The organism is Streptomyces sp. NPDC024698, assembly GCF_055559015.1.
The window spans coordinates 111,333-135,490 of sequence record NZ_JBVHLK010000015.1 but is presented as its reverse complement, the minus strand read 5'-3'; the positions used below and the strand labels follow the sequence as shown (position 1 = coordinate 135,490).

Annotated in this window: 17 protein-coding genes; 13 read left to right on the top strand and 4 right to left on the bottom strand. The window is 71.1% G+C overall.

What is annotated here, in order from left to right; translation table 11 throughout:
- Positions 1–62 precede the first annotated feature (62 nt).
- The 3 genes from ACZ4AA_RS27770 to smc all read left to right on the top strand — a co-directional run bounded on the left by ACZ4AA_RS27770 (position 63) and on the right by smc (position 4,698).
- Positions 63–344: an acylphosphatase gene (locus ACZ4AA_RS27770; protein ID WP_328447682.1), complete on the top strand. Its 282-nt coding sequence runs from the start codon at positions 63–65 to the stop codon at positions 342–344.
- A gap of 381 nt (positions 345–725) precedes the next feature.
- Positions 726–929: a hypothetical protein gene (locus ACZ4AA_RS27765; RefSeq protein WP_028802434.1), complete on the top strand. Its 204-nt coding sequence runs from the start codon at positions 726–728 to the stop codon at positions 927–929.
- Between the two features lie 208 nt (positions 930–1,137).
- Entirely contained in the window at positions 1,138–4,698 is a 3,561-nt protein-coding gene (smc, locus tag ACZ4AA_RS27760) for a chromosome segregation protein SMC (RefSeq protein ID WP_467608703.1), read from the top strand.
- A 47-nt stretch (positions 4,699–4,745) separates the two neighbouring features.
- On the opposite strand, the gene ACZ4AA_RS27755 is transcribed toward smc, so the two are convergent.
- Positions 4,746–5,087, bottom strand: a complete 342-nt coding sequence (locus ACZ4AA_RS27755) for a DUF4326 domain-containing protein (protein ID WP_467608701.1) — start codon at positions 5,085–5,087, stop codon at positions 4,746–4,748.
- Positions 5,088–5,598: 511 nt separating this feature from the next.
- Between ACZ4AA_RS27755 and ACZ4AA_RS27750 the strand changes: the two genes are divergently transcribed.
- Positions 5,599–7,020 carry a sugar porter family MFS transporter gene (locus tag ACZ4AA_RS27750; RefSeq protein WP_467608698.1) on the top strand — a complete coding sequence of 474 codons (1,422 nt, stop codon included), beginning with the start codon at positions 5,599–5,601 and terminating at the stop codon, positions 7,018–7,020.
- Positions 7,021–7,151: 131 nt separating this feature from the next.
- Here ACZ4AA_RS27750 and ACZ4AA_RS27745 read toward each other — a convergent pair whose 3' ends face one another.
- Complete coding sequence (locus tag ACZ4AA_RS27745; protein ID WP_467608692.1) at positions 7,152–8,120, bottom strand: LLM class flavin-dependent oxidoreductase; 969 nt, start codon at positions 8,118–8,120, stop codon at positions 7,152–7,154.
- A 174-nt stretch (positions 8,121–8,294) separates the two neighbouring features.
- Here ACZ4AA_RS27745 and ftsY point away from each other — a divergent pair, with 174 nt between their 5' ends.
- Entirely contained in the window at positions 8,295–9,500 is a 1,206-nt protein-coding gene (ftsY, locus tag ACZ4AA_RS27740) for a signal recognition particle-docking protein FtsY (RefSeq protein ID WP_467608688.1), read from the top strand.
- 99 nt (positions 9,501–9,599) lie between these two features.
- Here ftsY and ACZ4AA_RS27735 read toward each other — a convergent pair whose 3' ends face one another.
- Positions 9,600–10,262 carry a bifunctional DNA primase/polymerase gene (locus ACZ4AA_RS27735; RefSeq protein ID WP_467608685.1) on the bottom strand — a complete coding sequence of 221 codons (663 nt, stop codon included), beginning with the start codon at positions 10,260–10,262 and terminating at the stop codon, positions 9,600–9,602.
- A 447-nt stretch (positions 10,263–10,709) separates the two neighbouring features.
- Between ACZ4AA_RS27735 and nsdA the strand changes: the two genes are divergently transcribed.
- From nsdA to ftsH, 6 genes are all read left to right on the top strand, one after another.
- The gene (nsdA, locus tag ACZ4AA_RS27730) at positions 10,710–12,185 is read left to right on the top strand and encodes a transcriptional repressor NsdA (protein ID WP_467608682.1); all 1,476 of its coding nucleotides are present in this window, start codon (positions 10,710–10,712) and stop codon (positions 12,183–12,185) included.
- Positions 12,186–12,622: 437 nt separating this feature from the next.
- On the top strand, positions 12,623–13,960 hold the full coding sequence (locus tag ACZ4AA_RS27725; RefSeq protein ID WP_467608677.1) for an ammonium transporter: 1,338 nt from the start codon (positions 12,623–12,625) through the stop codon (positions 13,958–13,960).
- Positions 13,957–14,295 (top strand): P-II family nitrogen regulator, encoded by a 339-nt coding sequence (locus ACZ4AA_RS27720; RefSeq protein WP_215118299.1) that lies wholly within the window; start codon positions 13,957–13,959, stop codon positions 14,293–14,295. The genes ACZ4AA_RS27725 and ACZ4AA_RS27720 overlap by 4 nt, the downstream gene beginning before the upstream one ends.
- A gap of 41 nt (positions 14,296–14,336) precedes the next feature.
- Positions 14,337–16,796, top strand: a complete 2,460-nt coding sequence (locus ACZ4AA_RS27715; protein ID WP_467608668.1) for a [protein-PII] uridylyltransferase — start codon at positions 14,337–14,339, stop codon at positions 16,794–16,796.
- 230 nt (positions 16,797–17,026) lie between these two features.
- Positions 17,027–18,580 carry a signal recognition particle protein gene (gene ffh, locus ACZ4AA_RS27710; RefSeq protein WP_467608666.1) on the top strand — a complete coding sequence of 518 codons (1,554 nt, stop codon included), beginning with the start codon at positions 17,027–17,029 and terminating at the stop codon, positions 18,578–18,580.
- Positions 18,581–18,712: 132 nt separating this feature from the next.
- The gene (gene ftsH, locus ACZ4AA_RS27705; RefSeq protein WP_467608663.1) at positions 18,713–20,647 is read left to right on the top strand and encodes an ATP-dependent zinc metalloprotease FtsH; all 1,935 of its coding nucleotides are present in this window, start codon (positions 18,713–18,715) and stop codon (positions 20,645–20,647) included.
- 159 nt (positions 20,648–20,806) lie between these two features.
- Here ftsH and ACZ4AA_RS27700 read toward each other — a convergent pair whose 3' ends face one another.
- Positions 20,807–21,664, bottom strand: coding sequence for an SAM-dependent methyltransferase (locus ACZ4AA_RS27700; RefSeq protein WP_467608657.1), 858 nt, complete (start codon positions 21,662–21,664; stop codon positions 20,807–20,809).
- Between the two features lie 200 nt (positions 21,665–21,864).
- On the opposite strand from ACZ4AA_RS27700, the gene proS reads away from it, so the two are divergent.
- Positions 21,865–23,280, top strand: a complete 1,416-nt coding sequence (gene proS / locus ACZ4AA_RS27695; RefSeq protein WP_467608653.1) for a proline--tRNA ligase — start codon at positions 21,865–21,867, stop codon at positions 23,278–23,280.
- A 251-nt stretch (positions 23,281–23,531) separates the two neighbouring features.
- Positions 23,532–24,128: a hypothetical protein gene (locus ACZ4AA_RS27690; protein ID WP_385404012.1), complete on the top strand. Its 597-nt coding sequence runs from the start codon at positions 23,532–23,534 to the stop codon at positions 24,126–24,128.
- Positions 24,129–24,158: the final 30 nt, after the last annotated feature.

Genomic DNA, 24,158 nt, shown 5'->3' with positions numbered 1-24,158 from the left:
GGTACCCCATGGCGCGTGGGGAGGATGTGCTCCACGAGACATTGTCCGGTTAGCGTGCAGCCATGAACGAGGTTTCACGGCTGGTCGTCTGGGTCCGCGGACGGGTCCAAGGTGTGGGTTTCCGCTGGTTTACGCGGGCCAGGGCGCTGGAGATCGGAGAGCTGAGTGGTTTTGCTCTCAATCTCGACGACGGACGGGTCCAGGTGGTCGCGGAGGGCCCCCGGGCCGGCTGCCAGAGTCTGCTCGACTGGCTCCAGGGAGACGACACGCCCGGCCGGGTCGACGGAGTCACTGAGATCTGGGACACGCCCCGGGGGATCTACGACGGCTTCGCCATCCGCTGACGAGAGCGTCCGCGAGGCCTCCGAAAGGTGGCGTGGCGTATGCCTCCGGCACCCGTCAGTAGTGGAAACCGCCTGGTGGTTGCCAAGAACGGCCCGAAGTGGCAGGCTCCCGAGATAACGATGATCCCGACGCCCTGAGGGTCCCAGCGAGGTCGCAGCGCCGCCGCTCCACAAGCCGCGCGACAGTGGGTTGCCCGCCGATACAGGGCGTGATCGTGTTGACCGTCAAACTTTTTGGTGAGACGCTGAAAGCCCCGCGCACCTTAGCTGTTTGGCATGTGGAACGACAGCACGACAACAGCAGTGTCAAGCATCGCGGGTGCGATTCCCTCACGACCCACACCGCTTCGGTCGGTCACTCAGTGTGGAGGACCATCCATCATGGCAAAGGCGCTTCTCGGTTACGTCGGCGGCTCCGACCCGCGACTCATTGCCGAGATGCGACGGCTCCAGCAGCGCGTCCAGGACCTCGAATCCGAGCTTGTACGGATCCAGGCCGAGAACGACGCGCTCGCGGCTGCCGCTTCTCACGACTCGCTTCTCGAGAGCATCGACGTACCCCAGGCGGAGCCTGCGCTCACCTGACCACTGCACCGCACCATGACGGCAGTGGTTGGGCAGCCCGAATCAACCGCTAAGTTGTCAGATTTGCAAGGGACGCCGTCCGGCGTCCCTTCTTTCTTTCCCCCGAGCAACGTTCCCCCCTCTTCAACGTCTGGTCTGCCCTGCGCCTTCATGGGCGAAACCGCGCGTTCATGGAGTGAGACCGGCCCGAAAGGTAGAGTCCGGCGGCGTGCACCTCAAGGCCCTGACCCTGCGCGGGTTCAAGTCGTTCGCCTCCGCGACCACCCTGCGGTTCGAGCCGGGCATCACCTGTGTCGTGGGCCCCAACGGCTCGGGCAAGTCCAACGTCGTGGACGCGCTCAGCTGGGTCATGGGCGAGCAGGGCGCCAAGTCGCTGCGCGGCGGCAAGATGGAGGACGTCATCTTCGCCGGGACCACCGGACGTCCGCCGCTCGGGCGCGCCGAGGTCTCCCTGACCATCGACAACTCCGACGGGGCGCTGCCCATCGAGTACGCCGAGGTCACCATCACGCGGATCATGTTCCGCAACGGCGGCAGCGAGTACCAGATCAACGGTGACACCTGCCGACTGCTCGACATCCAGGAGCTGTTGTCCGACTCCGGCATCGGCCGTGAGATGCACGTCATCGTCGGACAGGGCCAGCTCGACTCCGTCCTGCACGCCGACCCGATGGGCCGCCGCGCCTTCATCGAGGAGGCGGCCGGTGTCCTCAAGCACCGCAAGCGCAAGGAGAAGGCGCTGCGGAAGCTGGACGCCATGCAGGCGAACCTCGCCCGCGTCCAGGACCTCACCGACGAACTGCGGCGCCAGCTCAAGCCGCTCGGCCGGCAGGCCGCCGTCGCACGCCGCGCCGCCGTCATCCAGGCCGACCTGCGCGACGCCCGGCTGCGCCTCCTGGCCGACGACCTCGTACGGCTGCGGGGGGCGCTCCAGTCCGAGATCGCCGACGAGGCCGAGCTCAAGCGGCGCAAGGACTCCGCCGAGGCCGAGCTCAGGAAGGCGCTCCAGCGGGAGGCCCTGCTGGAGGACGAGGTACGGCAGCTGACGCCGCGTCTCCAGCGCGCGCAGCAGACCTGGTACGACCTCTCCCAGCTCGCGGAGCGGGTGCGCGGCACGGTCTCGCTGGCCGACGCGCGCGTCAAGAGCGCCACCTCGGTGCCCGCCGAGGAGCGGCGCGGGCGCGATCCCGAGGACATGGAGCGCGAGGCCGCACGCGTCCGCGAGCAGGAGGCCGAACTCGAAGCGGCCCTGGAGGCGGCCGAACGGGCCCTGGAGGACACCGTCGCGCACCGCGCCGAGCTGGAGCGCGAACTGACCGTCGAGGAACGCCGGCTCAAGGACGTGGCCCGCGCCATCGCCGACCGCCGTGAGGGCCTCGCCCGTCTGGGCGGCCAGGTCAACGCCGCCCGGTCGCGGGCCGCCTCGGCACAGGCCGAGATCGACCGGCTCGCCGCCGCCCGCGACGAGGCCCAGGAGCGCGCGGTCACCGCCCAGGAGGAGTACGAGCAGCTGAAGGCCGAGGTCGACGGACTCGACGCGGACGACGCCGACCTCACCGGGCGGCACGAGGACGCCAGAAGGGCCCTGTCCGACGCCGAGGCCGCCCTGAGCACGGCGCGCGAGGCCGCCACCGCCTCGGAACGCGAGCGCGCCGCCACCCGGGCCCGCCGCGACGCGCTCGCCCTCGGACTGCGGCGCAAGGACGGCACGGGAGTGCTGCTCGGCGCCACGGACCGGCTCACCGGCGTACTCGGCCCCGCCGCCGCGCTGCTGACGGTCACCCCCGGGTTCGAGGTCGCGCTCGCCGCCGCGTTCGGCGCGGCCGCCGACGCCGTCGCGGTCGGCACCCCGGCCTCGGCCATCGAGGCCATCCGGCTGCTGCGCAAGCAGGACGCGGGCCGCGCGGCCCTGCTGCTCGCCGGAGCACCCGAGGAACCCGGCACCGGCACGGACGGCACGGGGGACGGTCTCCCGTACGCCGCCGGTCTGGTCCGGGGCCCCGACGAACTGATGCCCGCCGTACGACGGCTGCTGCGCGGGATCGTCGTCGTCGGCACCCTGGAGGAGGCCGAGGACCTGATCCACGCCCGCCCCGGACTCACCGCGGTGACCGCCGACGGCGACCTGCTCGGGGCGCACTTCGCGCACGGCGGGTCCGCCGGGGCCCCCAGCCTCCTCGAAGTACAGGCCTCCGTGGACGAAGCCACGGCCCAGCTGGAGGAACTGGCGGTCCGCTGCGAGGAGTTGGCCGAAGCGCAACGGCTGGCGACCGAGCGGCGCAAGGAACGGGCGGCGCTCGTCGAGGAGTTGGGGGAGCGGCGCCGGACCGCCGAGCGGGAGAAGTCGTCCGTCGCGCAGCAGCTCGGACGGCTGGCCGGGCAGGCCCGCGGCGCCGCGGGAGAGGCGGAGCGGAGCACCGCGGCCGCCGCCCGCGCGCAGGACGCGCTCGACCGGGCCGTGGCCGAGGCGGAGGAACTGGCCGAACGGCTCGCCGTGGCCGAAGAGATGCCGGTCGAGGAGGAACCCGACACCTCGGTGCGGGACCGGCTCGCCGCCGACGGCGCCAACGCGCGCCAGACGGAGATGGAGGCCCGCCTCCAGGTCCGTACGCACGAGGAGCGGGTCAAGGGCCTCGCCGGACGGGCCGACTCGCTGGACCGCGCCGCCCGCGCCGAACGCGAGGCACGCGCGCGTGCCGAACAGCGGCGCGCCCGGCTGCGCCACGAGGCGGCCGTCGCGTCGGCCGTCGCCTCCGGCGCACGCCAGCTGCTCGCGCACGTCGAGATCTCGCTGGCCCGCGCGGAGGAGGAGCGCACCGCCGCCGAGAGCGCGAAGGGCCGCCGTGAGCAGGAGCTCGTGGCCGCGCGCGGTCAGGGCCGTGAGCTCAAGGAGGAGCTCGACAAGCTCACCGACTCGGTGCACCGGGGCGAGGTGCTCGGCGCCGAGAAGCGCATGCGCGTGGAGCAGCTGGAGGCGAAGGCGCTGGACGAACTCGGCGTCGAACCGGCGGGACTCGTCGCGGACTACGGCCCCGACCAGCTCGTACCGCCGTCCCTGCCCGCCGAGGGCGAGGAACTGCCCGAGGACCCCGAGCACCCGCGCAACCAGCCCCGGCGGTTCCACCGGGCCGAGCAGGAGAAGCGGCTCAAGTCGGCCGAACGGGCGTACCAGCAGCTCGGCAAGGTCAATCCGCTGGCCCTGGAGGAGTTCGCCGCGCTGGAGGAGCGCCACAAGTTCCTGAGCGAGCAGCTGGAGGACCTGAAGAAGACGCGCGCCGACCTTCTCCAGGTGGTGAAGGAGGTCGACGAGCGCGTCGAGCAGGTCTTCACCGAGGCCTACCGGGACACCGCCCGGGAGTTCGAGGGCGTCTTCGGCCGGCTTTTCCCCGGTGGGGACGGACGGCTCATCCTGACCGACCCCGACAACATGCTCACCACGGGTGTCGACGTGGAGGCCAGGCCGCCGGGCAAGAAGGTCAAGCGGCTCAGCCTGCTCTCCGGCGGCGAGCGGTCGCTGACCGCCGTCGCGCTCCTGGTGTCGATCTTCAAGGCGCGACCCAGCCCGTTCTACGTGATGGACGAGGTCGAGGCGGCGCTGGACGACACGAACCTCCAGCGGCTGATCAGGATCATGCAGGAGCTCCAGGAGGCCTCCCAGCTGATCGTGATCACGCATCAGAAGCGCACGATGGAGGTCGCCGACGCGCTGTACGGCGTCTCCATGCAGGGCGACGGCGTCTCGAAGGTCATCAGCCAGCGCCTGCGCTGAAGCCCGGCTACCCGGCTACCTGGCCACGCGGCTACGCGGCTGCCCGGCTACCCGTCTTCCGGCGCCGGAAGGCCCTCGCCCACGCCCTCGTCGGCGAGTTCGGCCAGTACCTCGGCGTGACAGCGCTCGGGGACGCACCAGCAGCCGAGGCGGTGGCCGCGCAGGGCCGGGAGCCGGGCCAGCAGTTCCGGACGCGCCAGCAGATGGGCGCGGTACATCTCGACGACCTCCTCCCGGGTGCCGTCGTGCCCCGGACGGAACGGGCTCGCCAGCGGGGAGCCGGCCAGTCGCCAGCCACCCCGGTACATGGCGCGGCCGACGTACACCACATCGGCGTACGCGGGATCGTCGCGGTGGCCCTTGAGGTTGACGACCGTGGTCTGCGGCATGACCGGATCCTCGCCGCTCGGGCCGTCGTGGGCAACGCGAACACGGCCTGGACGACGGCGATCCGGGGGCGCGGCGGCCCATCGTGTGGGACGCGTCACAGCCTTGTGCGGCCGCCCGGCGGGTACTCGCGGGACAGGCCTCGTGGCGGGCGCCGGCCCGGCGCCCGCGGAGGCCCGCCCGCCCCGATAGCCGGGTCCGGGCTCGCCGCCGCGCCACGCGTTCCGGGGTTTTCACCCGGTGGGGCGAGGGGCTGGACGGGCGTGTCCGAGGGTCCGCATTGAGCCATTCAGCGCACTTGATGTTCAAAGCTTGAACACAATCGCGTCAGGTTGGTCGCATTGCATCCACAACAACCCAAGTTTGACTTCGAATCTTGAAGGCATAGTCTCTCCGACGTTGCTTTTACCTTCAGGTGGTGGCCCACGTGAACCTGTGCGCCACTGGTAACCACCAACGAAGGCTTTCGCCCCCCACCCCCGGCAGCGAGGCCGGTGGCCCGAGGAGTCTTACGTGACCAGCGCATCGCAGGCACCTATGTCAGAAGCCAGGTCGGCTCACCCCGAGCATCTCGGGCACGTCATCTTCATCGCGGCGGCGGCCGCGATGGGCGGCTTCCTGTTCGGCTACGACAGTGCCGTGATCAACGGCGCCGTCGAGGCCATCCGGAGCCGCTACGACATCGGCTCCGCGGCCCTGGCCCAGGTCATCGCCATCGCGCTGATCGGCTGTGCCATCGGCGCCGCCGTGGCCGGCCGCATGGCCGACCGCATCGGGCGCATCCGCTGCATGCAGATCTCCGCGACGCTCTTCACCATCAGCGCCGTCGGTTCGGCGCTGCCCTTCGCGCTGTGGGACCTCGCCTTCTGGCGCATCGTCGGCGGATTCGCCATCGGCATGGCCTCGGTCATCGGCCCCGCCTACATCGCCGAGGTCTCCCCGGCCGCGTACCGAGGGCGGCTCGGCTCGTTCCAGCAGGCCGCGATCGTCGTCGGCATCGCCATCTCGCAGCTCGTCAACTACGCCATCCTGAAGGGCGCGGGCGGGGACCAGCGGGGTCAGCTGATGGGCCTGGAAGCCTGGCAGGTCATGCTCGGCGTCATGGTCATCCCGGCCGTGCTCTACGGCCTGCTCTCCTTCGCCATCCCCGAGTCGCCGCGCTTCCTGCTGGAGGTCGGCCGCCGGGACCGTGCCCGTGAGGTGCTCAAGGAGGTCGAGGGCGACAAGATCGACCTGGACGCCCGCGTCGCCGAGATCGAGCACGCCATGAAGCGTGAGCACAAGTCGACCTTCAAGGACCTGCTCGGCGGCGGCGGCTTCCTCTTCCTGCCGATCGTCTGGGTCGGTATCGGCCTCTCGGTCTTCCAGCAGTTCGTCGGCATCAACATCGCGTTCTACTACTCCGCGACCTTGTGGCAGTCGGTCGGTGTCGACCCGACGGACTCGTTCTTCTACTCGTTCACCACGTCGATCATCAACATCATCGGCACCGTGATCGCCATGATCTTCGTGGACCGCATCGGCCGCAGGCCGCTCGCCCTCATCGGCTCGGTCGGCATGGCCATCGGTCTCGGCCTGGAGGCCTGGGCCTTCTCCTACGACCTGGTCGACGGCAAGCTGCCGGCCACCCAGGGCTGGGTCGCCCTGATCGCCGCCCATGTTTTCGTCCTCTTTTTCGCCCTCTCCTGGGGCGTCGTGGTCTGGGTCTTCCTCGGCGAGATGTTCCCGAACCGCATCCGCGCCGCCGCGCTCGGTGTCGCCGCCTCCGCGCAGTGGATGGCGAACTGGGCCATCACCGCGAGCTTCCCGTCGCTGGCCGACTGGAACCTGTCCGGCACCTATGTGATCTACACGTGCTTCGCCGTGCTCTCCATCCCCTTCGTGCTCAAGTTCGTCAAGGAGACGAAGGGCAAGACGCTGGAGGAGATGGGCTAGTCGCCCGTGTCACCGGCGGCTCCCCACGGCCGCCGGTGACTCCCCTTGACTCGAGGAGAAGGGCCAAGTCCCCGCTGCCCCTCTCCTCGTACTCGTGAAGAGGGCGTGCTGCCCCGGTTCGGACCTTCAGGTCATACGAGCCGGGGCAGCACGCTGTCGCAGAACAGCCGAAGGCTCCGCCAGCCCTCGTCCAGGGGCATGCCTCCGGACAGCGGATGCAGGACGAGGCTGTCCAGGCCCAGCTCCACGCACTGGCCGGGGGTGAGGACGCGGTAGACCCCCTCGGCACGCAGCTCGTCGACCGTCGTGGCCGCCGACTTCACGGCCGAACGGATCTCGCCGGACTGCCAGGAGGCGTACGTCCGTGCCTCGTGCAGGAAGTGGCGGCCGTACTCGGCCCAGGCCCGGTCGGGATCCTCGGCGATGTGCAGCAGCGGCGTCTCGGCGGCGGGCATCATGGTCCAGCCCTCGGTGCCGTACTCGATGAGCCGCTCCTTGTAGTAGGCCTCCAGCTCGGGCAGGTGCGCGCTCGGGAAGAAGGGCAGGCCGAGCCGGGCGGCACGCCGGGCCGCGAGCTTGGAGGAGCCGCCCACCAGCAGCAGGGGATGCGGGTCCGAGAACGGACGCGGGGTGACCCGTACCGTACGGCCCCGGTAGGTGAACTCCTCGCCGGTCCACGCCTTCAGCAGCGTCTCCAGGAGCTCGTCCTGGAGCGCGCCGCGCCGTTTCCAGTCCACGTCGAACTGCGCGTACTCCTCGGGGCGGTAGCCGATGCCGGCCACGGTCACCAGGCGGCCGCCGCTGAGCAGGTCGAGCACGGCGATGTCCTCGGCCAGGCGCAGCGGGTCGTGCAGCGGGCCGATGACCGCCGAGACGGTGACCGCGACACTCCGGGTCGCCCCGAAGACCGCCCCCGCGAACGCGAAGGGCGAGGGCAGCCAGTTGTTGGCGGCGCCGTGGTGCTCCTCGGTCTGCACCGTGGTGACCCCGCGGGCGTCGGCGTACGCGGCCATCTCGACGGCGGCTCGGTAGCGGGCGCTGAGCGAGGCGGGGGTGGCGTCGGGTTCGACGAGGTTGAAGCGCACGACCGTCACGGGCATGGGGAGCCCCCCTTCGTATGTGGAGGGGGACGGTAGCTGACGGATCGTCAGGTCGCCATAGCCGCGGACGCACGCGGGCCGGCCGGGAGCTCCGGTGTTCGTACGAAACTACAAGCCTTCCCCTGCGCGGGGAAAAAGCTTCCCGCACCGGCGATGGCGGATACTGAGGGCGTTATGGAAACCATCATCCTTGCTGTAGTCATCGCCGTGGTGGTGATCGGCGCGCTCGGTGGGCTCGTCGTCGGCAGTCGCAAGCGGAAGCAGCTGCCCCCGCCGCCCCCCGCCGCCCCCGACATCACCGCCCCTCCGGCCGAACCGCACGTCGGCGAAGAGGCCGAGACGCCGCGCGACGAACCGCGCCGCACCCTGGAGGAGGTGGATCTCCCCGACGGCTCGGCCGCCCCGTCGGTCGTCGTCGAGGAACCCCCGGCCGCCGCCCCCCAGATCGAGATCCCGGAACCGACCGCCGGGCGGCTGGTCCGCCTGCGCACCCGGCTCTCGCGCTCGCAGAACGCGCTCGGCAAGGGACTGCTCACGCTGCTCTCGCGCGAGCACCTGGACGACGACACCTGGGAGGAGATCGAGGACACGCTGCTCGTCGCCGACGTCGGTGTGCGGCCCACCCAGGAACTGGTCGAGCGGCTGCGCGAGCGCGTGAAGGTGCTCGGCACACGGACGCCGGACGAACTGCGCGGCCTGCTGCGCGAGGAGCTGATCCAGCTGCTCGTCCCGGAGTTCGACCGCGCGGTCAAGACCGACTCGAACCTCGGCACCCCGGGCATCGTGATGGTCGTCGGCGTCAACGGCACCGGCAAGACCACCACCACCGGCAAGCTCGCGCGCGTGCTCGTCGCCGACGGCAAGACCGTCGTCCTCGGCGCGGCCGACACCTTCCGCGCCGCCGCCGCCGACCAGCTCCAGACCTGGGGCGAGCGCGTGGGCGCCCGCACCGTCCGCGGTCCCGAGGGCGGCGACCCGGCCTCGATCGCGTTCGACGCGGTCAAGGAGGGCATCGAGGAGGGCGCGGACGTCGTCCTCATCGACACCGCGGGCCGGCTCCACACCAAGACCGGCCTCATGGACGAGCTCGGCAAGGTCAAGCGCGTCGTGGAGAAGCACGCCCCGCTCGACGAGGTGCTGCTCGTCCTCGACGCGACCACCGGCCAGAACGGTCTGGTGCAGGCCCGGGTGTTCGCCGAGGTCGTGAAGATCACCGGCATCGTGCTCACCAAGCTCGACGGCACGGCGAAGGGCGGCATCGTCGTCGCGGTACAGCGCGAGCTCGGCGTCCCGGTCAAGCTCATCGGGCTCGGCGAGGGCGCGGACGACCTGGCGCCGTTCGAGCCGGAGGCGTTCGTTGACGCCCTTATCGGAGAGTGACCACCCACGCGAACGCGTAGGTGCGCGAAGAAGCGCCCGCCCCACGGCACTGCCGGGGGACGGGCGCTTCGTCCTGTACGGGCCGCCTGTTCGCGGTGCTCAGGCCCGTGAGCGGTACGCCACGTAGGCGAGGGTGCCCAGCAGCAGCCTGGCCGGCGGCGGCTTCGTGACGGAGTCGAGGACGGGGGAGCGCAGCCAGCGGACCGGGCCGAGCCCCGCGCGGTCGGAGGGCGGGGCGGTGATGAACGTGCCCGGGCCCAGGCCGTGCAGGTCGAGGGAGGCGTCGTCCCAGCCCAGGCGGTAGAGCAGCTCGGGGAGTTCGGCGGCGGAACCGGGGGAGACGAAGAACTGGGCGCGGCCGTCCGGGCCGGCCGTGACGGGTCCGAGCGGCAGGCCCATGCGCTCCAGCCGGACGAGCGCGCGGCGCCCCGCCGGCTCGGCCACCTCGATGACGTCGAAGGCCCGGCCGACCGGCAGCATCACCGCCGCGCCCGGGAAGCCGGCCCAGGCGCCGGTCGCCTCGTCCAGCGTCGTGCCCGCCGGGATCACCGGGGCGAAGGAGAGGGGATGCGCACCCGGAGCGTGGCAGTCGGCCCGGCCGCACGAGCACGCCCCCGCGGCGGCTCGGGCACCCGGGACCACGTCCCATCCCCACAGTCCGGTGAACGCGGCGACCGCGGTGCCCTCCGACGAACGGCCGCGGCGACGAGCACCGGTCCGGATGTCGCGCATCGCCCGACTACTGCCGATCGTGAAGCCCATGCCCCCTCCAACGGGTTCGATGCGCCCGTGGTTACGTCACGGAACCGGATTGTCACCCTCTGTTCCTGCCTGTCCGGTATCGCGCGATCCAGACGGCGCCCTGTTGCGTATGGGGTGGTGCGCCCGGCTCGGTGCGCCCTGAAGTGCGCCTGTCCGCCCACCCTTGGTCGTTCTGTGTCAAGTGAATCGCGAGCAGGGCGACTGGAGTTCATTCGAAGGGGTGGCGAATGGTGGCGATTCATCGATCGCCATGGCTGGACGCGTGATCGTAGGATTACTTTGTGTGCACGAGCCCTGGGGTTTTGTTTACTCGCGAGTATGCCAAGGGCAAGACGGGTTCCCGTTCGAAGGGTGAGAACTACCGGACGCGCGGCCGCGTTTACGGGCATTCTGATAGGGCTTGACGCAGAGCGGCGACAAGTGGTCTCGGGGAGTGGGGGCGTTCCAGTGGGCGGCAACGGCGGAGGCGGGGCGAACGCTGACAAGCGCCCGAACGAGCTGCTCGGCTCGTGGTTCGTGCGCAGCGGATGGTCGAAGGGCGAGCTGGCGCGCCAGGTGAACCGCAGGGCCCGCCAGTTGGGGGCCAACCACATCTCGACCGACACCTCCCGGGTGCGCCGCTGGCTGGACGGGGAGAACCCGCGCGAGCCGATCCCGCGGATCCTCTCCGAGCTGTTCTCCGAGCGGTTCGGCTGTGTCGTGGCCGTGGAGGACCTCGGCCTGCGCGCGGCCCACCAGGCACCCTCCGTGTCCGGCATCGACCTGCCCTGGACCGGCCCCCAGACCGTCGCCCTGATCAGCGAGTACTCGCGCAGCGACCTGATGCTGGCCCGGCGCGGCTTCCTCGGCAGCTCGCTCGGCCTCTCCGCGGGCCCGGCCCTCATCGAGCCCATGCAGCGCTGGCTCGTGCCCACCCCGCCGACGGCGTACGAGCCGGCCGAACCGCCGGCCTCCACACGCCGCGGCGGCAGGCTCTCCCAGCCGGAGCTGGACCTCCTGGAGTCCACCACCGTGATGTTCCGTCAGTGGGACGCGCAGTGCGGTGGCGGACTGCGCCGCAAGGCCGTCGTCGGCCAGCTGCACGAGGTGACGGACCTGCTCCAGGAGCCGCAGCCCGCCGCCACCGAGAGGCGCCTGTTCAAGGTCGCCGCCGAACTGGCCGAGCTGGCGGGCTGGATGAGCTACGACGTGGGCCTCCAGCCCACCGCCCAGAAGTACTTCGTGCTCGCGCTGCACGCCTCGAAGGAGGCGGGTGACAAGCCGCTCGGCTCGTACATCCTCTCCAGCATGAGCCGTCAGATGATCCACCTCGGGCGGCCCGAGGACGCGCTGGAGCTGATCCACCTCGCCCAGTACGGAAGCCGTGACTGCGCCGGTCCGCGCACCCAGTCGATGCTGTATGCGATGGAGGCCCGCGCCTACGCCAACATGGGCCAGCCCGGAAAGTGCAAACGGGCCGTCCGCATGGCCGAGGACACCTTCACCGACGTGCACGAGTGGGACGAGCCGGACCCCGACTGGATCCGTTTCTTCTCCAAGGCCGAGCTGTACGGCGAGAACTCGCACTCCTACCGCGACCTCGCCTACGTCGCCGGGCGCAGCCCCACGTACGCCTCCATGGCCGAGCCCCTCATGCAGCAGGCGGTCGACCGCTTCGGCAAGGACTCCGAGCACCAGCGGTCGTACGCGCTCAACCTCATCGGCATGGCCACCGTGCACCTTCTCCAGCGTGAGCCCGAGCAGAGTGCGGTCCTGGCCAAAGAAGCCCTGAGGATCGGCAGGAAAGTGCGCTCCGAGCGCGTCAACACTCGTATCCGAAAGACGGTCGACACCGCGGTCCGCGAGTTCGGCGACCTCGCCGAGGTCATCGACCTCACCGAGCAGCTCGCCGTCGACCTGCCCGAGACCGCCGAGGCGGTCTGACCCCCGGCCGCCGAGGCGGCCCCGCCCAGTACCCCGGCTGCGGCCGGCCGTCCCGAACTGCCCGACTCGGCTCCCCCATGCCAGGTCATCGGACGGCCCGCCGTGGCCGGTTCCGCTGCGTGCGGCCCCGGCCGGCGCCGCTCCCGCGCGGGAGGCGGGCCACCGCTGGGACCACCCGTACGGCAACCCCGGCCGGACCCGCCCCGGACGCCGTCGGCGTCCCGCGGGAGATTGCGTCACGATAACGATCGTTTCGACCGCAATGGGGCAGTTCATGAACGTGTAACACACGGAGCGCCTTCGTCACGGGTGCGAAACATCGAGGGGCGTCCACGGAAACGGCGCTGCGTCAATCTCATGGCGCATAACCGGCCCACCCCTCACGACCCATCCAGGCTTCGCCCGCACGGGGCCGTACCAACGACGAGGAGACGCCGATGGCACCAGCCATCACGCTTGCCGCGGAGGCACCCAAGCTGTCCTCCGCGAACACAGGCTTCATGCTCATTGCTTCCGCCCTCGTGCTCATCATGACGCCGGGCCTCGCCTTCTTCTACGGAGGCATGGTCCGGGTCAAGAGCACCCTGAACATGCTGATGATGAGCTTCATCAGCATGGGGATCATCACCATCCTGTGGGTGCTGTACGGCTTCTCCCTCGCCTTCGGCACGGACAAGGGATCGTTCATCGGCTGGACCTCCGACTGGGTCGGCCTCAGCAACATCGGTCTGACGGAACTCTGGCCCGGATACACCATCCCGGTCTTCGTCTTCATGGTCTTCCAGCTCATGTTCGCGATCATCACGCCCGCGCTGATAAGCGGTGCTCTCGCGGACCGGGTGAAGTTCACCGCGTGGTCGATCTTCATCACGCTGTGGGCCACGCTCGTCTACTTCCCGGTCGCCCACTGGGTGTGGGGCACCGGCGGCTGGGCCTTCGACCTCGGCGTGATCGACTTCGCCGGCGGTACGGCGGTCCACATCAACGCGGGCGCCGCGGCACTCGGCGTGATCCTGGTCATCGGCAAGCGCGTCGGCTTCAAGAAGGACCCGATGCGCCCGCACAGCCTCCCGCTGGTGATGCTCGGCTCCGGTCTGCTGTGGTTCGGCTGGTTCGGATTCAACGCCGGCTCCTGGCTCGGCAACGACGACGGCGTCGGCGCGCTGATGTTCGTCAACACGCAGGTCGCCACCGCGGCCGCCATGCTGGCCTGGCTCCTCTACGAGAAGATCCGGCACGGCGCGTTCACCACGCTGGGCGCCGCCTCCGGCGCGGTCGCCGGTCTGGTCGCCATCACCCCGTCCGGCGGCGCGGTCTCCCCGCTCGGCGCCATCGCGGTCGGTGCCATCGCCGGTGTCCTGTGCGCCATGGCCGTCGGCCTGAAGTACAGGTTCGGCTACGACGACTCCCTGGACGTCGTCGGTGTCCACCTCGTCGGCGGTGTCATCGGCTCCCTGCTGATCGGCTTCTTCGCCAGCGGCCACGGCCAGTCCACGGTCGAGGGCCTCTTCTACGGCGGCGGCCTGACCCAGTTCTGGAAGCAGTGCGCCGGCGTCTTCGCCGTCCTCGGCTACTCCCTGGTCGTCTCCGCGATCCTCGCCTTCGTCATCGACAAGACCATCGGCATGCGGGTCACCGAGGACGAGGAGATCGCCGGCATCGACCAGGCCGAGCACGCCGAGACCGCATACGACTTCAGCGGCGCCGGTGGTGGCTCCGCCCGGACCGCCGTGCCCGCCCCGGCCGACACGGACGCCAAGAAGGTGGACGCATGAAGCTCATCACCGCCGTCGTCAAGCCTCACCGGCTCGACGAGATCAAGGAGGCACTCCAGGCCTTCGGGGTCCACGGACTGACGGTCACCGAGGCGAGCGGCTACGGTCGGCAGCGGGGACACACCGAGGTGTACCGCGGCGCCGAGTACACGGTCGACCTCGTTCCCAAGATCCGCATCGAGGTGCTGGTCGAGGACGACGACGCCGAACAGCTCGTCGACGTCGTCGTGAAGGCGGCCCGCACCGGCAAGATCGGCGACGGCAAGGTGTGGTCCGTACCGGTCGAGACGGCCGTCCGCGTCCGCACCGGCGAGCGTGGCCCCGACGCACTCTGACGGGACCGGCCCGCAGGAACAGGGAAGACAGGAGTCGCTGGGTGACGAGCACGGACACGCGAGTGGAAGCAGAGGACTCGGGACCCAGCGGCTACGCGGCGGCCCGGCTGCGCCTCCTCCAGGAGGGGGCGCGGTCCGGGCCGCCGCGCCGTGCGGCCCTGGCGGAACTGACGGACGACTGGCTGACCGGCCTGTTCGCCGCCGGATCCGAGGGCCTGCGCGGGGTCTCCCTCGTCGCCGTCGGCGGCTACGGCCGCGGTGAGCTCTCCCCCCGCAGCGATCTCGACCTGCTCCTGCTGCACGACGGCTCCGACTCCGGCGCCGTCGCCGGCCTCGCCGACCGCCTCTGGTACCCCGTGTGGGACCTCGGCCTCGATCTCGACCACTCGGTCCGCACCCCGGCCGAGGCCCGCAAGACCGCCTCCGACGACCTCAAGGTCCAGCTCGGCCTCCTCGACGCCCGCCACCTCGCCGGGGACCTCGGCCTCACCGCGGGACTGCGCACCGCCGTCCTCGCCGACTGGCGCAACCAGGCGCCCAAGCGCCTGCCCGAGCTCCAGGAACTGTGCGCGGAACGCGGCGAACGCCAGGGCGAACTCCAGTACCTCCTCGAACCCGACCTGAAGGAGGCGCGCGGCGGACTGCGCGACGCCACCGCGCTGCGCGCCGTCGCCGCGTCCTGGCTCGCCGACGCACCCCGCGAAGGCCTCGCCGACGCCCGCCGCCGGCTCCTGGACGTCCGTGACGCCCTGCACCTCGCCACCGGCCGCGCCACCGACCGCCTCGCCCTCCAGGAACAGGACCAGGTCGCCGCCGAACTCGGACTCCTGGACGCCGACACCCTGCTGCGCCAGGTGTACGAGGCCGCCCGCGTCGTCTCGTACGCGTCCGACGTCACCTGGCGCGAGGTGGGACGCGTCCTGCGCTCGCGCGCGGTGCGGCCGCGGCTGCGGGCCATGCTCGGCGGCGGCAAGCCCGTCGCCGAACGCTCCCCCCTCGCCGAGGGAGTGGTCGAACAGGACGGCGAGGTCGTGCTCGCCCGCGCCGCCCGGCCCGAACGCGACCCCGTGCTCCCGCTGCGTGCCGCCGCCGCGGCGGCGCAGGCGGACCTCCCGCTTTCCCTGCACGCCGTACGGCGTCTGGCCGCCGCCGTACGCCCCCTGCCCACCCCATGGCCCGCCGAGGCCCGCGAACAGCTGGTGACCCTCCTCGGCTCGGGCCGGCCGACCATCGGGGTCTGGGAGGCGCTGGAGGCCGAAGGGCTGATCACGCGGCTGCTGCCCGACTGGGAGCGGGTGCGCTGCCGGCCGCAGCGCAACGCCGTCCACATCTGGACCGTCGACCGCCACCTCATCGAGACGGCCGTCCGCGCCTCCGAGCTGACCCGCCGCGTCGGCCGCCCCGACCTCCTCCTGGTCGCTGCCCTGCTCCACGACATCGGCAAGGGCTGGCCGGGCGACCACTCCGTGGCCGGCGAGATCATCGCCCGCGACGTGGCCACCCGGATCGGCTTCGACCGTGTGGACGCCGCGGTGCTCGCCACCCTCGTACGCCACCATCTGCTGCTCGTCGACACCGCGACCCGGCGGGACCTGGAGGACCCGGCCACCGTCCGCTCGGTCGCCGAGGCCGTCGGCTCCCAGGGCACCCTGGAACTGCTGCACGCCCTCACCGAGGCGGACGCGCTGGCCACCGGGCCCGCCGCCTGGTCGTCCTGGCGCGGCTCCCTCGTCGCCGACCTGGTCAAACGGGTCTCGGCGGTGCTCGCGGGGGACGCGTCCGAGGAACCCGAGGCCGCCGCGCCGACCGCCGAGATGGAACGCCTCGCGATCGAGGCGTTCCGCACCGGCGGACCCGTCCTGGCCCTGCGCGCCCAGACCGAACCCCTCGACCCCGAGGCCGAGACCGGCACCGGCCCGGACGACCCGGAGCCGCTCGGCGTGGAACTCCTCATCGCCGTCCCCGACCAGCCGGGGGTGCTCCCGTCGGTGGCCGGGGTCCTCGCCATGCACCGGCTGACCGTCCGCACCGCGGAACTGCGCGCCCTCGACCTGCCCGACGGCGTCGAGGGTTCGGTCCTGCTGCTCAACTGGCGGGTCGCCGCCGAGTACGGTTCCCTGCCGCAGGCGGCCCGGCTGCGCGCCGACCTCGTACGCGCCCTCGACGGCTCCCTGGACATCACCGCCCGCCTCGCCGAGCGCGACGCCGCCTATCCGCGCCGCCGTGGCGTCGTCGCGCCCCCCGCGCGCGTCACCGTCGCCCCCGCGGCGTCCCGCCTGGCCACGGTCATCGAGGTCCGCGCCCATGACGCCCCGGGCCTGCTGCACCGCATCGGACGCGCCCTGGAGACGGCGCGGGTGCGGGTACGGAGCATGCACGTCTCCACGCTCGGCGCGAACGCCGTGGACGCCTTCTACGTGACGGGCACGAAGGGGGAACCCCTGCCGGGGGAGGAGGCCGCCTCGGTGGCCCGCACCCTGGAGGAGGCCCTGCGGACCTGAGCCCCGGGGCCCGCCCCGCCGCGTGACATGTGATCTCCGCGACCCCGGGGGCCCTCCGGCCGGCGGACCCCGGCCGGGGAAGGGGTGGGGAAGGGGTGCCGAGCGCTCTTCACCGCCCCGGACCTCGTCCTCGGCCGCCGGAATGCGGTGTGCGGGGATGAATCGCTTGCGGGGACAGATACCCTGGAGGGCAGCCCGAAACGACCCCGACTCCGAGGACCGAAGCCACCGTGTTCGATACCCTCTCCGACCGCCTCAGCGCGACGTTCAAAAACCTCCGCGGCAAGGGGCGCCTCAGTGAGGCGGACATCGACGCCACGGCACGCGAGATCCGCATCGCGCTCCTCGAAGCCGATGTCGCCCTGCCCGTCGTCCGCACGTTCATCAAGAACGTCAAGGAACGGGCCATGGGCAGTGAGGTCTCCAGGGCCCTCAACCCCGCCCAGCAGGTCCTGAAGATCGTCAACGACGAGCTCGTGACGATCCTCGGCGGGGAGACCCGCCGTCTGCGGTTCGCCAAGAACCCGCCCACCGTGATCATGCTCGCGGGCCTCCAGGGCGCGGGCAAGACCACGCTCGCCGGAAAGCTCGGCAAGTGGCTCAAGGACCAGGGCCACTCCCCGATCCTCGTCGCCGCCGACCTCCAGCGTCCGAACGCGGTCAACCAGCTCAGCGTCGTCGCCGAGCGCGCGGGCGTCGCCGTGTACGCCCCCGAGCCGGGCAACGGCGTCGGCGACCCGGTCAAGGTCGCCAAGGACTCCATCGAGTTCGCCAAGACCAAGGTCCACGACATCGTGATCGTGGACACCGCCGGCCGCCTCGGTATCGACCAGGAGCTGATGCAGCAGGCCGCGGACATCCGCGACGCCGTCAGCCCGGACGAGATCCTCTTCGTCGTCGACGCGATGATCGGCCAGGACGCGGTCAACACCGCCGAGGCCTTCAGCGACGGCGTCGGCTTCGACGGCGTGGTGCTCTCCAAGCTCGACGGTGACGCCCGTGGTGGTGCCGCCCTGTCGATCCGGCAGATCACCGGCAAGCCGATCATGTTCGCCTCGAACGGCGAGAAGCTCGACGACTTCGACGCCTTCCACCCGGACCGGATGGCTTCCCGCATCCTCGACATGGGTGACCTCCTCACCCTGATCGAGCAGGCGGAGAAGACGTTCAGCCAGGAAGAGGCCGAGAAGATGGCCTCCAAGCTGGCGTCCAAGAAGGGCCAGGACTTCACCCTGGACGACTTCCTGGCCCAGATGGAGCAGGTCCGGAAGATGGGCAGCATCAGCAAGCTGCTCGGCATGCTCCCGGGCATGGGTCAGATCAAGGACCAGATCAACAACCTGGACGAGCGGGACGTCGACCGCGTCGGCGCGATCATCAAGTCGATGACCCCGGGCGAGCGCCGGGACCCGACGATCATCAACGGCTCGCGCCGCGCCCGTATCGCCAAGGGTTCCGGCGTCGAGGTCAGCGCGGTCAAGGGCCTGGTCGAGCGCTTCTTCGAGGCCCGCAAGATGATGTCCCGCATGGCCCAGGGCGGCGGGATGCCGGGCATGCCCGGGATGCCGGGCATGGGCGGCGGCCCCGGCCGCGCCAAGAAGAAGCCGAAGCAGGCCAAGGGCAAGCAGCGCTCGGGCAACCCGATGAAGCGCAAGCAGCAGGAGGAAGAGGAGGCCGCCCGCCGCGAGGCCGGCGCCCAGGGCGGCAACGCCTTCGGCCTCCCGCAGCAGAACGCCCAGGAGGACTTCGAGCTGCCGGACGAGTTCAAGAAGTTCATGGGCTGACGCCCGGGAACGATCTCCCGTCCCGTACGGGGACACCGTCGTGACGCCCGCTGGGGGCGCCCCTCACCGAGGGGCGCCCCCAGCGGCACGACCGCGGGTGCCGGTGTCCGCCATCTGTCGTAACGTCCCTGTATGAGCAATCCCGTGCCGCCCCGCAAGGCACCGGACCAGCCGTGGCGCACCGAAGGCACGCCACCCGAGCCGACCCCGCCGCCCGGCGGCCGGCGGAAGCTGCCCGGCGGATGGTGGAGCCTGGCCCTGGCCGCGCTCATCGTGTTCCTGATCGCCAACCTGGTGCTGTCCTTCTACAACAAGGGCAACGAACCGACGATCTCGTACACGGAGTTCAGTCGGCAGGTCGACGACGGCAATGTCACCAAGATCTACGCCAAGGGCGACGCGATCCAGGGACAGCTCAAGAACTCCCAGGAGAAGCCCGACGGCGGCGGGAAATACACCAAGTTCAAGACGCAGCGCCCGGTCTTCGCGGACGACAAGCTGTGGGACAGCCTCCAGAAGCACGACGTCACCGTGACCGCCTCGCCGGTCGTCCAGGAACGCAGCTTCCTGTTCAACCTGCTGATCTCGCTCGCCCCGATGATCCTGCTCGTCGTGCTGTGGATCTTCATCGCCAGGCGCATGGGCTCCGGCGCGGGCGGTGCGGGCGGCATGCTCGGCCGCAAGGCGCCCCCGAAACCGGTCGAACTCGTGCCCGGCGGCAAGCGCACCACGTTCTCGGACGTGGCCGGCATCGACGAGGTGGCCGGCGAGCTCAACGATGTCGTCGACTTCCTCAAGAACCCCGACGCCTACCGCAGGATGGGCGCCAAGATGCCGCGCGGGGTGCTGCTGGCCGGCCCGCCCGGCACCGGAAAGACCCTCCTCGCCCGGGCCGTCGCGGGTGAGGCGGGCGTCCCCTTCTTCTCCGCCTCCGCCTCCGAGTTCATCGAGATGATCGTGGGCGTCGGCGCCTCGCGCGTGCGCGAACTGTTCGCCGAGGCCCGCAAGGTGGCCCCGTCCATCATCTTCATCGACGAGATCGACACCATCGGACGCTCACGGTCGGGCGGCTCCGCCATGGGCGGCCACGACGAGCGCGAGCAGACGCTCAACCAGATCCTCACCGAGATGGACGGCTTCTCCGGCGCGGAGGGCGTCATCGTCATCGCCGCCACCAACCGCGCCGACATCCTGGACCCGGCGCTCACCCGGCCCGGCCGCTTCGACCGCGTCGTCAACGTCTCGCCCCCCGACCGCGGCGGCCGCGAGGCGATCCTGGAGATCCACACCCGCGACATCCCGCTCGCCCCGGACGTGAACCTGACCCAGGTGGCCCGGACGACCCCGGGCATGACCGGCGCCGACCTCGCCAACCTCGCCAACGAGGCCGCCCTGCTCGCCGTGAAGCGCAAGCAGTCCGAGGTGACCCAGGGGGACCTCTCCGAAGCGCTCGAAAAGGTCCAGCTCGGCGCCGAACGCTCCCTGGTCATGCCGTACGAGGAGCGCCGTCGCACCGCGTACCACGAGAGCGGCCACGCCCTCCTCGGGATGCTGCGGCCGGGCGCCGACCCGGTCCGCAAGATCACCATCGTCCCGCGCGGACGTGCCCTGGGCGTCACCCTCTCGACGCCGGACGCGGACCGGTACGCGTACACCGAGGAGTATCTGCGCGGCCGGATCATCGGCGCCCTCGGCGGCATGGCCGCCGAGCACGTCGTCTACGACGTCATCACCACGGGCTCGGAGAACGACCTGGAACAGGTCACGAACCTCGCCCGCGGCATGGTGGCCCGCTGGGGCATGAGCGAACGCGTCGGCCGGCTGTCCGCGCTGCCGGGCGACGCCCAGCAGGCCTACGGCCTCTCGGCCGCCCCGGGCACCCTCGACTCGATCGACCACGAGATGCGCCGCATCGTCGACGAGTGCTACGAGGAGGCCTGCCAGAAACTCCGTGAGCACCGGGGACAGCTGGACGCCCTGGCAGAGGCGCTCCTCGCGAACGAGACGCTGGAGGAGGCCGAGGCGTACCGGATCGCCGGAGTGCCCCGCACGACCAAGGAGGCGTGACCCCGGCGCCCGGAACCACCCCCAAGCCACCGCACACCCGCAGCCGGAATCGAACGTGAGGGGACGTGCCGGTCCATCGATGCCCGTCGCCACCGACGCCCACCCCTCACCCGACGGCGACGGGCTGAAGCACCGGCACGGCCCCGCCCCCCACCGCTCTCAGGGCGTACGGGCGATCAGATACCGGAACACGTTCGGCATCCAGACGGTCCCGTCCCGCCGCAGATGAGGATGCAGCGCCTCGGCCACCTCCTTGTCGACCTGGGCCTGGTCGGTGGCGTCCACCGCGGCGTCGAAGAGCCCCGTGGAGAGCAGCCCGCGGACGGCGCTGTCCACATCGGCGTAGCCGAACGGGCAGGCCACCCGCCCGGAGCCGTCCGGCCGCAGCCCGGCCCGCTGGGCGACCTCCTCCAGGTCGTCCCGGCGGGCGGCACGCCAGCTCGCCGCACCGCGCAGCGGATCGGCCAGCTTGGTGGCCACCCGCAGCACGGCCGAGGTGGTGCAGCGTTCCGGCGGCCCCCACCCGACGAGCACCACGGGTGCCCCCCGTCCGGCGAGCGGGGCAGCCTGCGCGAGCAGCGAGCCGAGCCCCTCGGAGTCGCCGGCCACACAGCCGATCGGCTCGAACGCGGTCACCACGGTGTAGGCCGCCGTTCCCTCGGCCACCGTGTCCCGTGGGGATCCGGAGACGATCCGGGCCCCGGCCCGCGGTCCGGTGTCCCCGTCCCGGGGCAGCAGCCGGTCCCGCGCGAGGGCCAGCCGTTCGGGCGACGAGGAGTCGACACCCGTGACCGCGGCGCCGCGGGAGGCCGCCATCAGCAGGGCGAGCCCCGACCCGCAGCCGAGCCCGAGCAGCCGTGTCCCGCCGCCCACTTCGAGCCGGTCGTAGACGGCCTCGTAGAGCGGCACCAGCATCCGCTCCTGGATCTCGGCCCAGTCACGCGCGCGTGCATCCCGGTCCGCGTGGGGCGATGGGCCCGCATGAGGAAGGCGCTGCCGCACGAGCGTAGGTGTCATCGAAAGTGCCCCAATCCGCCGAGAGTTGCCGCCGGGCCTCCTTTCCTCCGCCCCCGCGCGTAAGGCCCGCACTCCCCCCGTATGTCAGGTAACTCCGCCCTCGACGTGCCGTCCAGGGGTTGCGGGGGCCCGTTTGTGCCCCGGCCGCGAAAGGCGCAAGAATTCACATACCGGCAACGTGTGCCCGTAGCATCACCCACATGGCAAAGGCACCCGTTCTCACGCCCAGGGCGGACGATTTCCCGCGCTGGTACCAGGACTTGATCAACAAGGCCGAGCTCGCCGACAACGGCCCGGTGCGCGGCACGATGGTCATCCGGCCCTACGGGTACGGGCTGTGGGAGCGGATGCAGCAGGAGATGGACGCCCGCATCAAGCGGGCGGGTGCCCAGAACGCGTACTTCCCGCTGTTCATCCCGCAGTCGTACCTGACCCGGGAGGCGGAGCACGTCGAGGGCTTCGCGCCGGAGCTCGCGGTGGTCACGCACGGCGGAGGCAAGGAGCTGGAGGAGCCGGTCGTCGTCCGCCCCACCTCCGAGACGATCGTCAACGAGTACTTCTCCAAGTGGGTGCAGAGTTACCGCGACCTTCCCCTGCTCATCAACCAGTGGGCGAACGTGGTCCGTTGGGAGATGCGCCCCCGGGTGTTCCTGAGGACGACCGAATTCCTCTGGCAGGAGGGCCACACCGCGCACGCCACGTACGAGGACGCCCGGGACTACGCGGCGCACATCCACAAGGAGGTGTACGCCGACTTCATGACCGACATCCTCGGCATCGATGTCGTCCTTGGCCGGAAGACGGCGAGCGAGCGGTTCGCGGGTGCCGTCAACACCCTCACGCTCGAAGCCATGATGGGCGACGGCAAGGCGCTCCAGATGGGCACCAGCCACGAGCTGGGGCAGAACTTCGCGAAGGCGTTCAACACCCGGTACCTGTCCAGGGACGGGAAGCAGGAGCTCGTCTGGCAGACCTCCTGGGGCTCCTCGACCCGCATGGTGGGTGGCCTGATCATGTCGCACGGCGATGACAGCGGGTTGCGGGTGCCGCCCCGGCTCGCCCCCGTACAGGTGGTCGTCCTCGCGATCAAGGGCGACGAGGCGGTTCTGGCCAAGGTCCGCGAGATCGGCGACCGGCTGACCGCGGCGGGCGTGAGGGTCCAGGTCGACGACCGCACGGACACCCCGTTCGGGCGCCGCGCCGTCGACTGGGAGCTCAAGGGCGTGCCCGTACGCGTCGAGGTCGGCCCCCGTGACCTGGAGAACGGCACGGCGATGCTGGCCCGCCGCATTCCCGGCGGCAAGGAGCCGGTGGCCGTCGACGCGCTGGCGACGCTGCTCCCCGCGATCCTCGAGGAGGACCAGGCGCTGCTCCTGAAGCAGTCCAGGGAGCGCCGTGCGTCCCGTACGTCGGACGTGTCGACGATCGACGCGGCCGTGGAGGCCGCGCTGGCCGGCGGCTGGGCCCGCATTCCCTGGGCCGACCTCGGCGAAGAGGGCGAGGCCAGGCTCGCCGAGCACGCGGTGACCGTACGGTGTCTGGTCGCCGAGGACGGGTCGGTGCCCGGCACCGACGACGCACCCGGTAACGTCGCCGTCGTCGCTCGCGCCTACTGAGGACACCGGCAGGGCGGCCGAAACACCTCTTGCGCAACTGCCGACCACAGGTGTCCCGGCGTGCGGAGACCGCCTACGCGCCGGGGCGTACGTGTGCCTACGTACCGCCTTGGTATGAGCTGTGACGCTTCTCCGCAGATCAGCGCACCCGCCCTCGTCGGGACGCATCAGTGGCAACTGACGGGTACGTGCAAATTATTTGGGATGCCCCGTAATAGGAACACGGAGGCACTCCCGCTCGTTCTCATTACGTGAGCACGACACCACCTGTTCTCGCCGCAGAGCTGGCAGGCGCGTGGGCCGATATTCAGCGGCACCACCCCGAACTGCCCGATCTTGCCGCGCCAGAGTCCCTGATCGGAGAATCGTCGTCCGCCTGCGGGCACGAGCTCTCCTTCGAACGACTGCTTCACGAAGCAGTCCACGGCATCGCCGCCGCGCGTGGAGTCCGCGACACCTCGCGCGCCGGCCGCTATCACAACCGCAGATTCCTCGCGATCGCCGAGGAGCTGGGCCTCGACCACCCCGAGGAGCCGCATCCCAGCAGTGGCTTCTCGCTGGTCACGCTCAACCCCGAGGCGAAGCGCCGCTACCGCCCGACCATCGAGCGGCTCCAGCGCGCGCTGAAGGCCCACTCGGCCGCCACGTCCGCGGACACCGCCCGCTCGTTCCGCGGACCGGCCGCCCGCCACGGCTCCTCCGGGGGAGGTGTCCGCGTCAAGGCTGTCTGCGACTGCGGGCGCAACGTGCGCGTCGTCCCGTCCGTCCTCGCGCAGGCGCCGATCGTGTGCGGAGGCTGTGGCAAGCCCTTCCGCATCCCGGAGGTGGTCGGGGCGGCAGCCGGCTGAAGCGCGAGCTCCACCGGCGTCTCGTGGGTG

Excerpts from the sequence above, each read along its gene's own strand:
- ACZ4AA_RS27725 (WP_467608677.1), top strand. The coding sequence starts at position 12,623 with ATGGCACCAGCCATCACGCTTGCCGCGGAGGCACCCAAGCTGTCCTCC.
- ftsH (WP_467608663.1), top strand. The coding sequence starts at position 18,713 with ATGAGCAATCCCGTGCCGCCCCGCAAGGCACCGGACCAGCCGTGGCGC.
- proS (WP_467608653.1), top strand. The coding sequence starts at position 21,865 with ATGGCAAAGGCACCCGTTCTCACGCCCAGGGCGGACGATTTCCCGCGC.
- ACZ4AA_RS27735 (WP_467608685.1), bottom strand. The coding sequence starts at position 10,262 with ATGGGCTTCACGATCGGCAGTAGTCGGGCGATGCGCGACATCCGGACC.
- ACZ4AA_RS27700 (WP_467608657.1), bottom strand. The coding sequence starts at position 21,664 with ATGACACCTACGCTCGTGCGGCAGCGCCTTCCTCATGCGGGCCCATCG.
- ACZ4AA_RS27765 (WP_028802434.1), top strand. The coding sequence starts at position 726 with ATGGCAAAGGCGCTTCTCGGTTACGTCGGCGGCTCCGACCCGCGACTC.
- ftsY (WP_467608688.1), top strand. The coding sequence starts at position 8,295 with ATGGAAACCATCATCCTTGCTGTAGTCATCGCCGTGGTGGTGATCGGC.
- ACZ4AA_RS27745 (WP_467608692.1), bottom strand. The coding sequence starts at position 8,120 with ATGCCCGTGACGGTCGTGCGCTTCAACCTCGTCGAACCCGACGCCACC.
- ACZ4AA_RS27770 (WP_328447682.1), top strand. The coding sequence starts at position 63 with ATGAACGAGGTTTCACGGCTGGTCGTCTGGGTCCGCGGACGGGTCCAA.
- ACZ4AA_RS27720 (WP_215118299.1), top strand. The coding sequence starts at position 13,957 with ATGAAGCTCATCACCGCCGTCGTCAAGCCTCACCGGCTCGACGAGATC.
- ACZ4AA_RS27755 (WP_467608701.1), bottom strand. The coding sequence starts at position 5,087 with ATGCCGCAGACCACGGTCGTCAACCTCAAGGGCCACCGCGACGATCCC.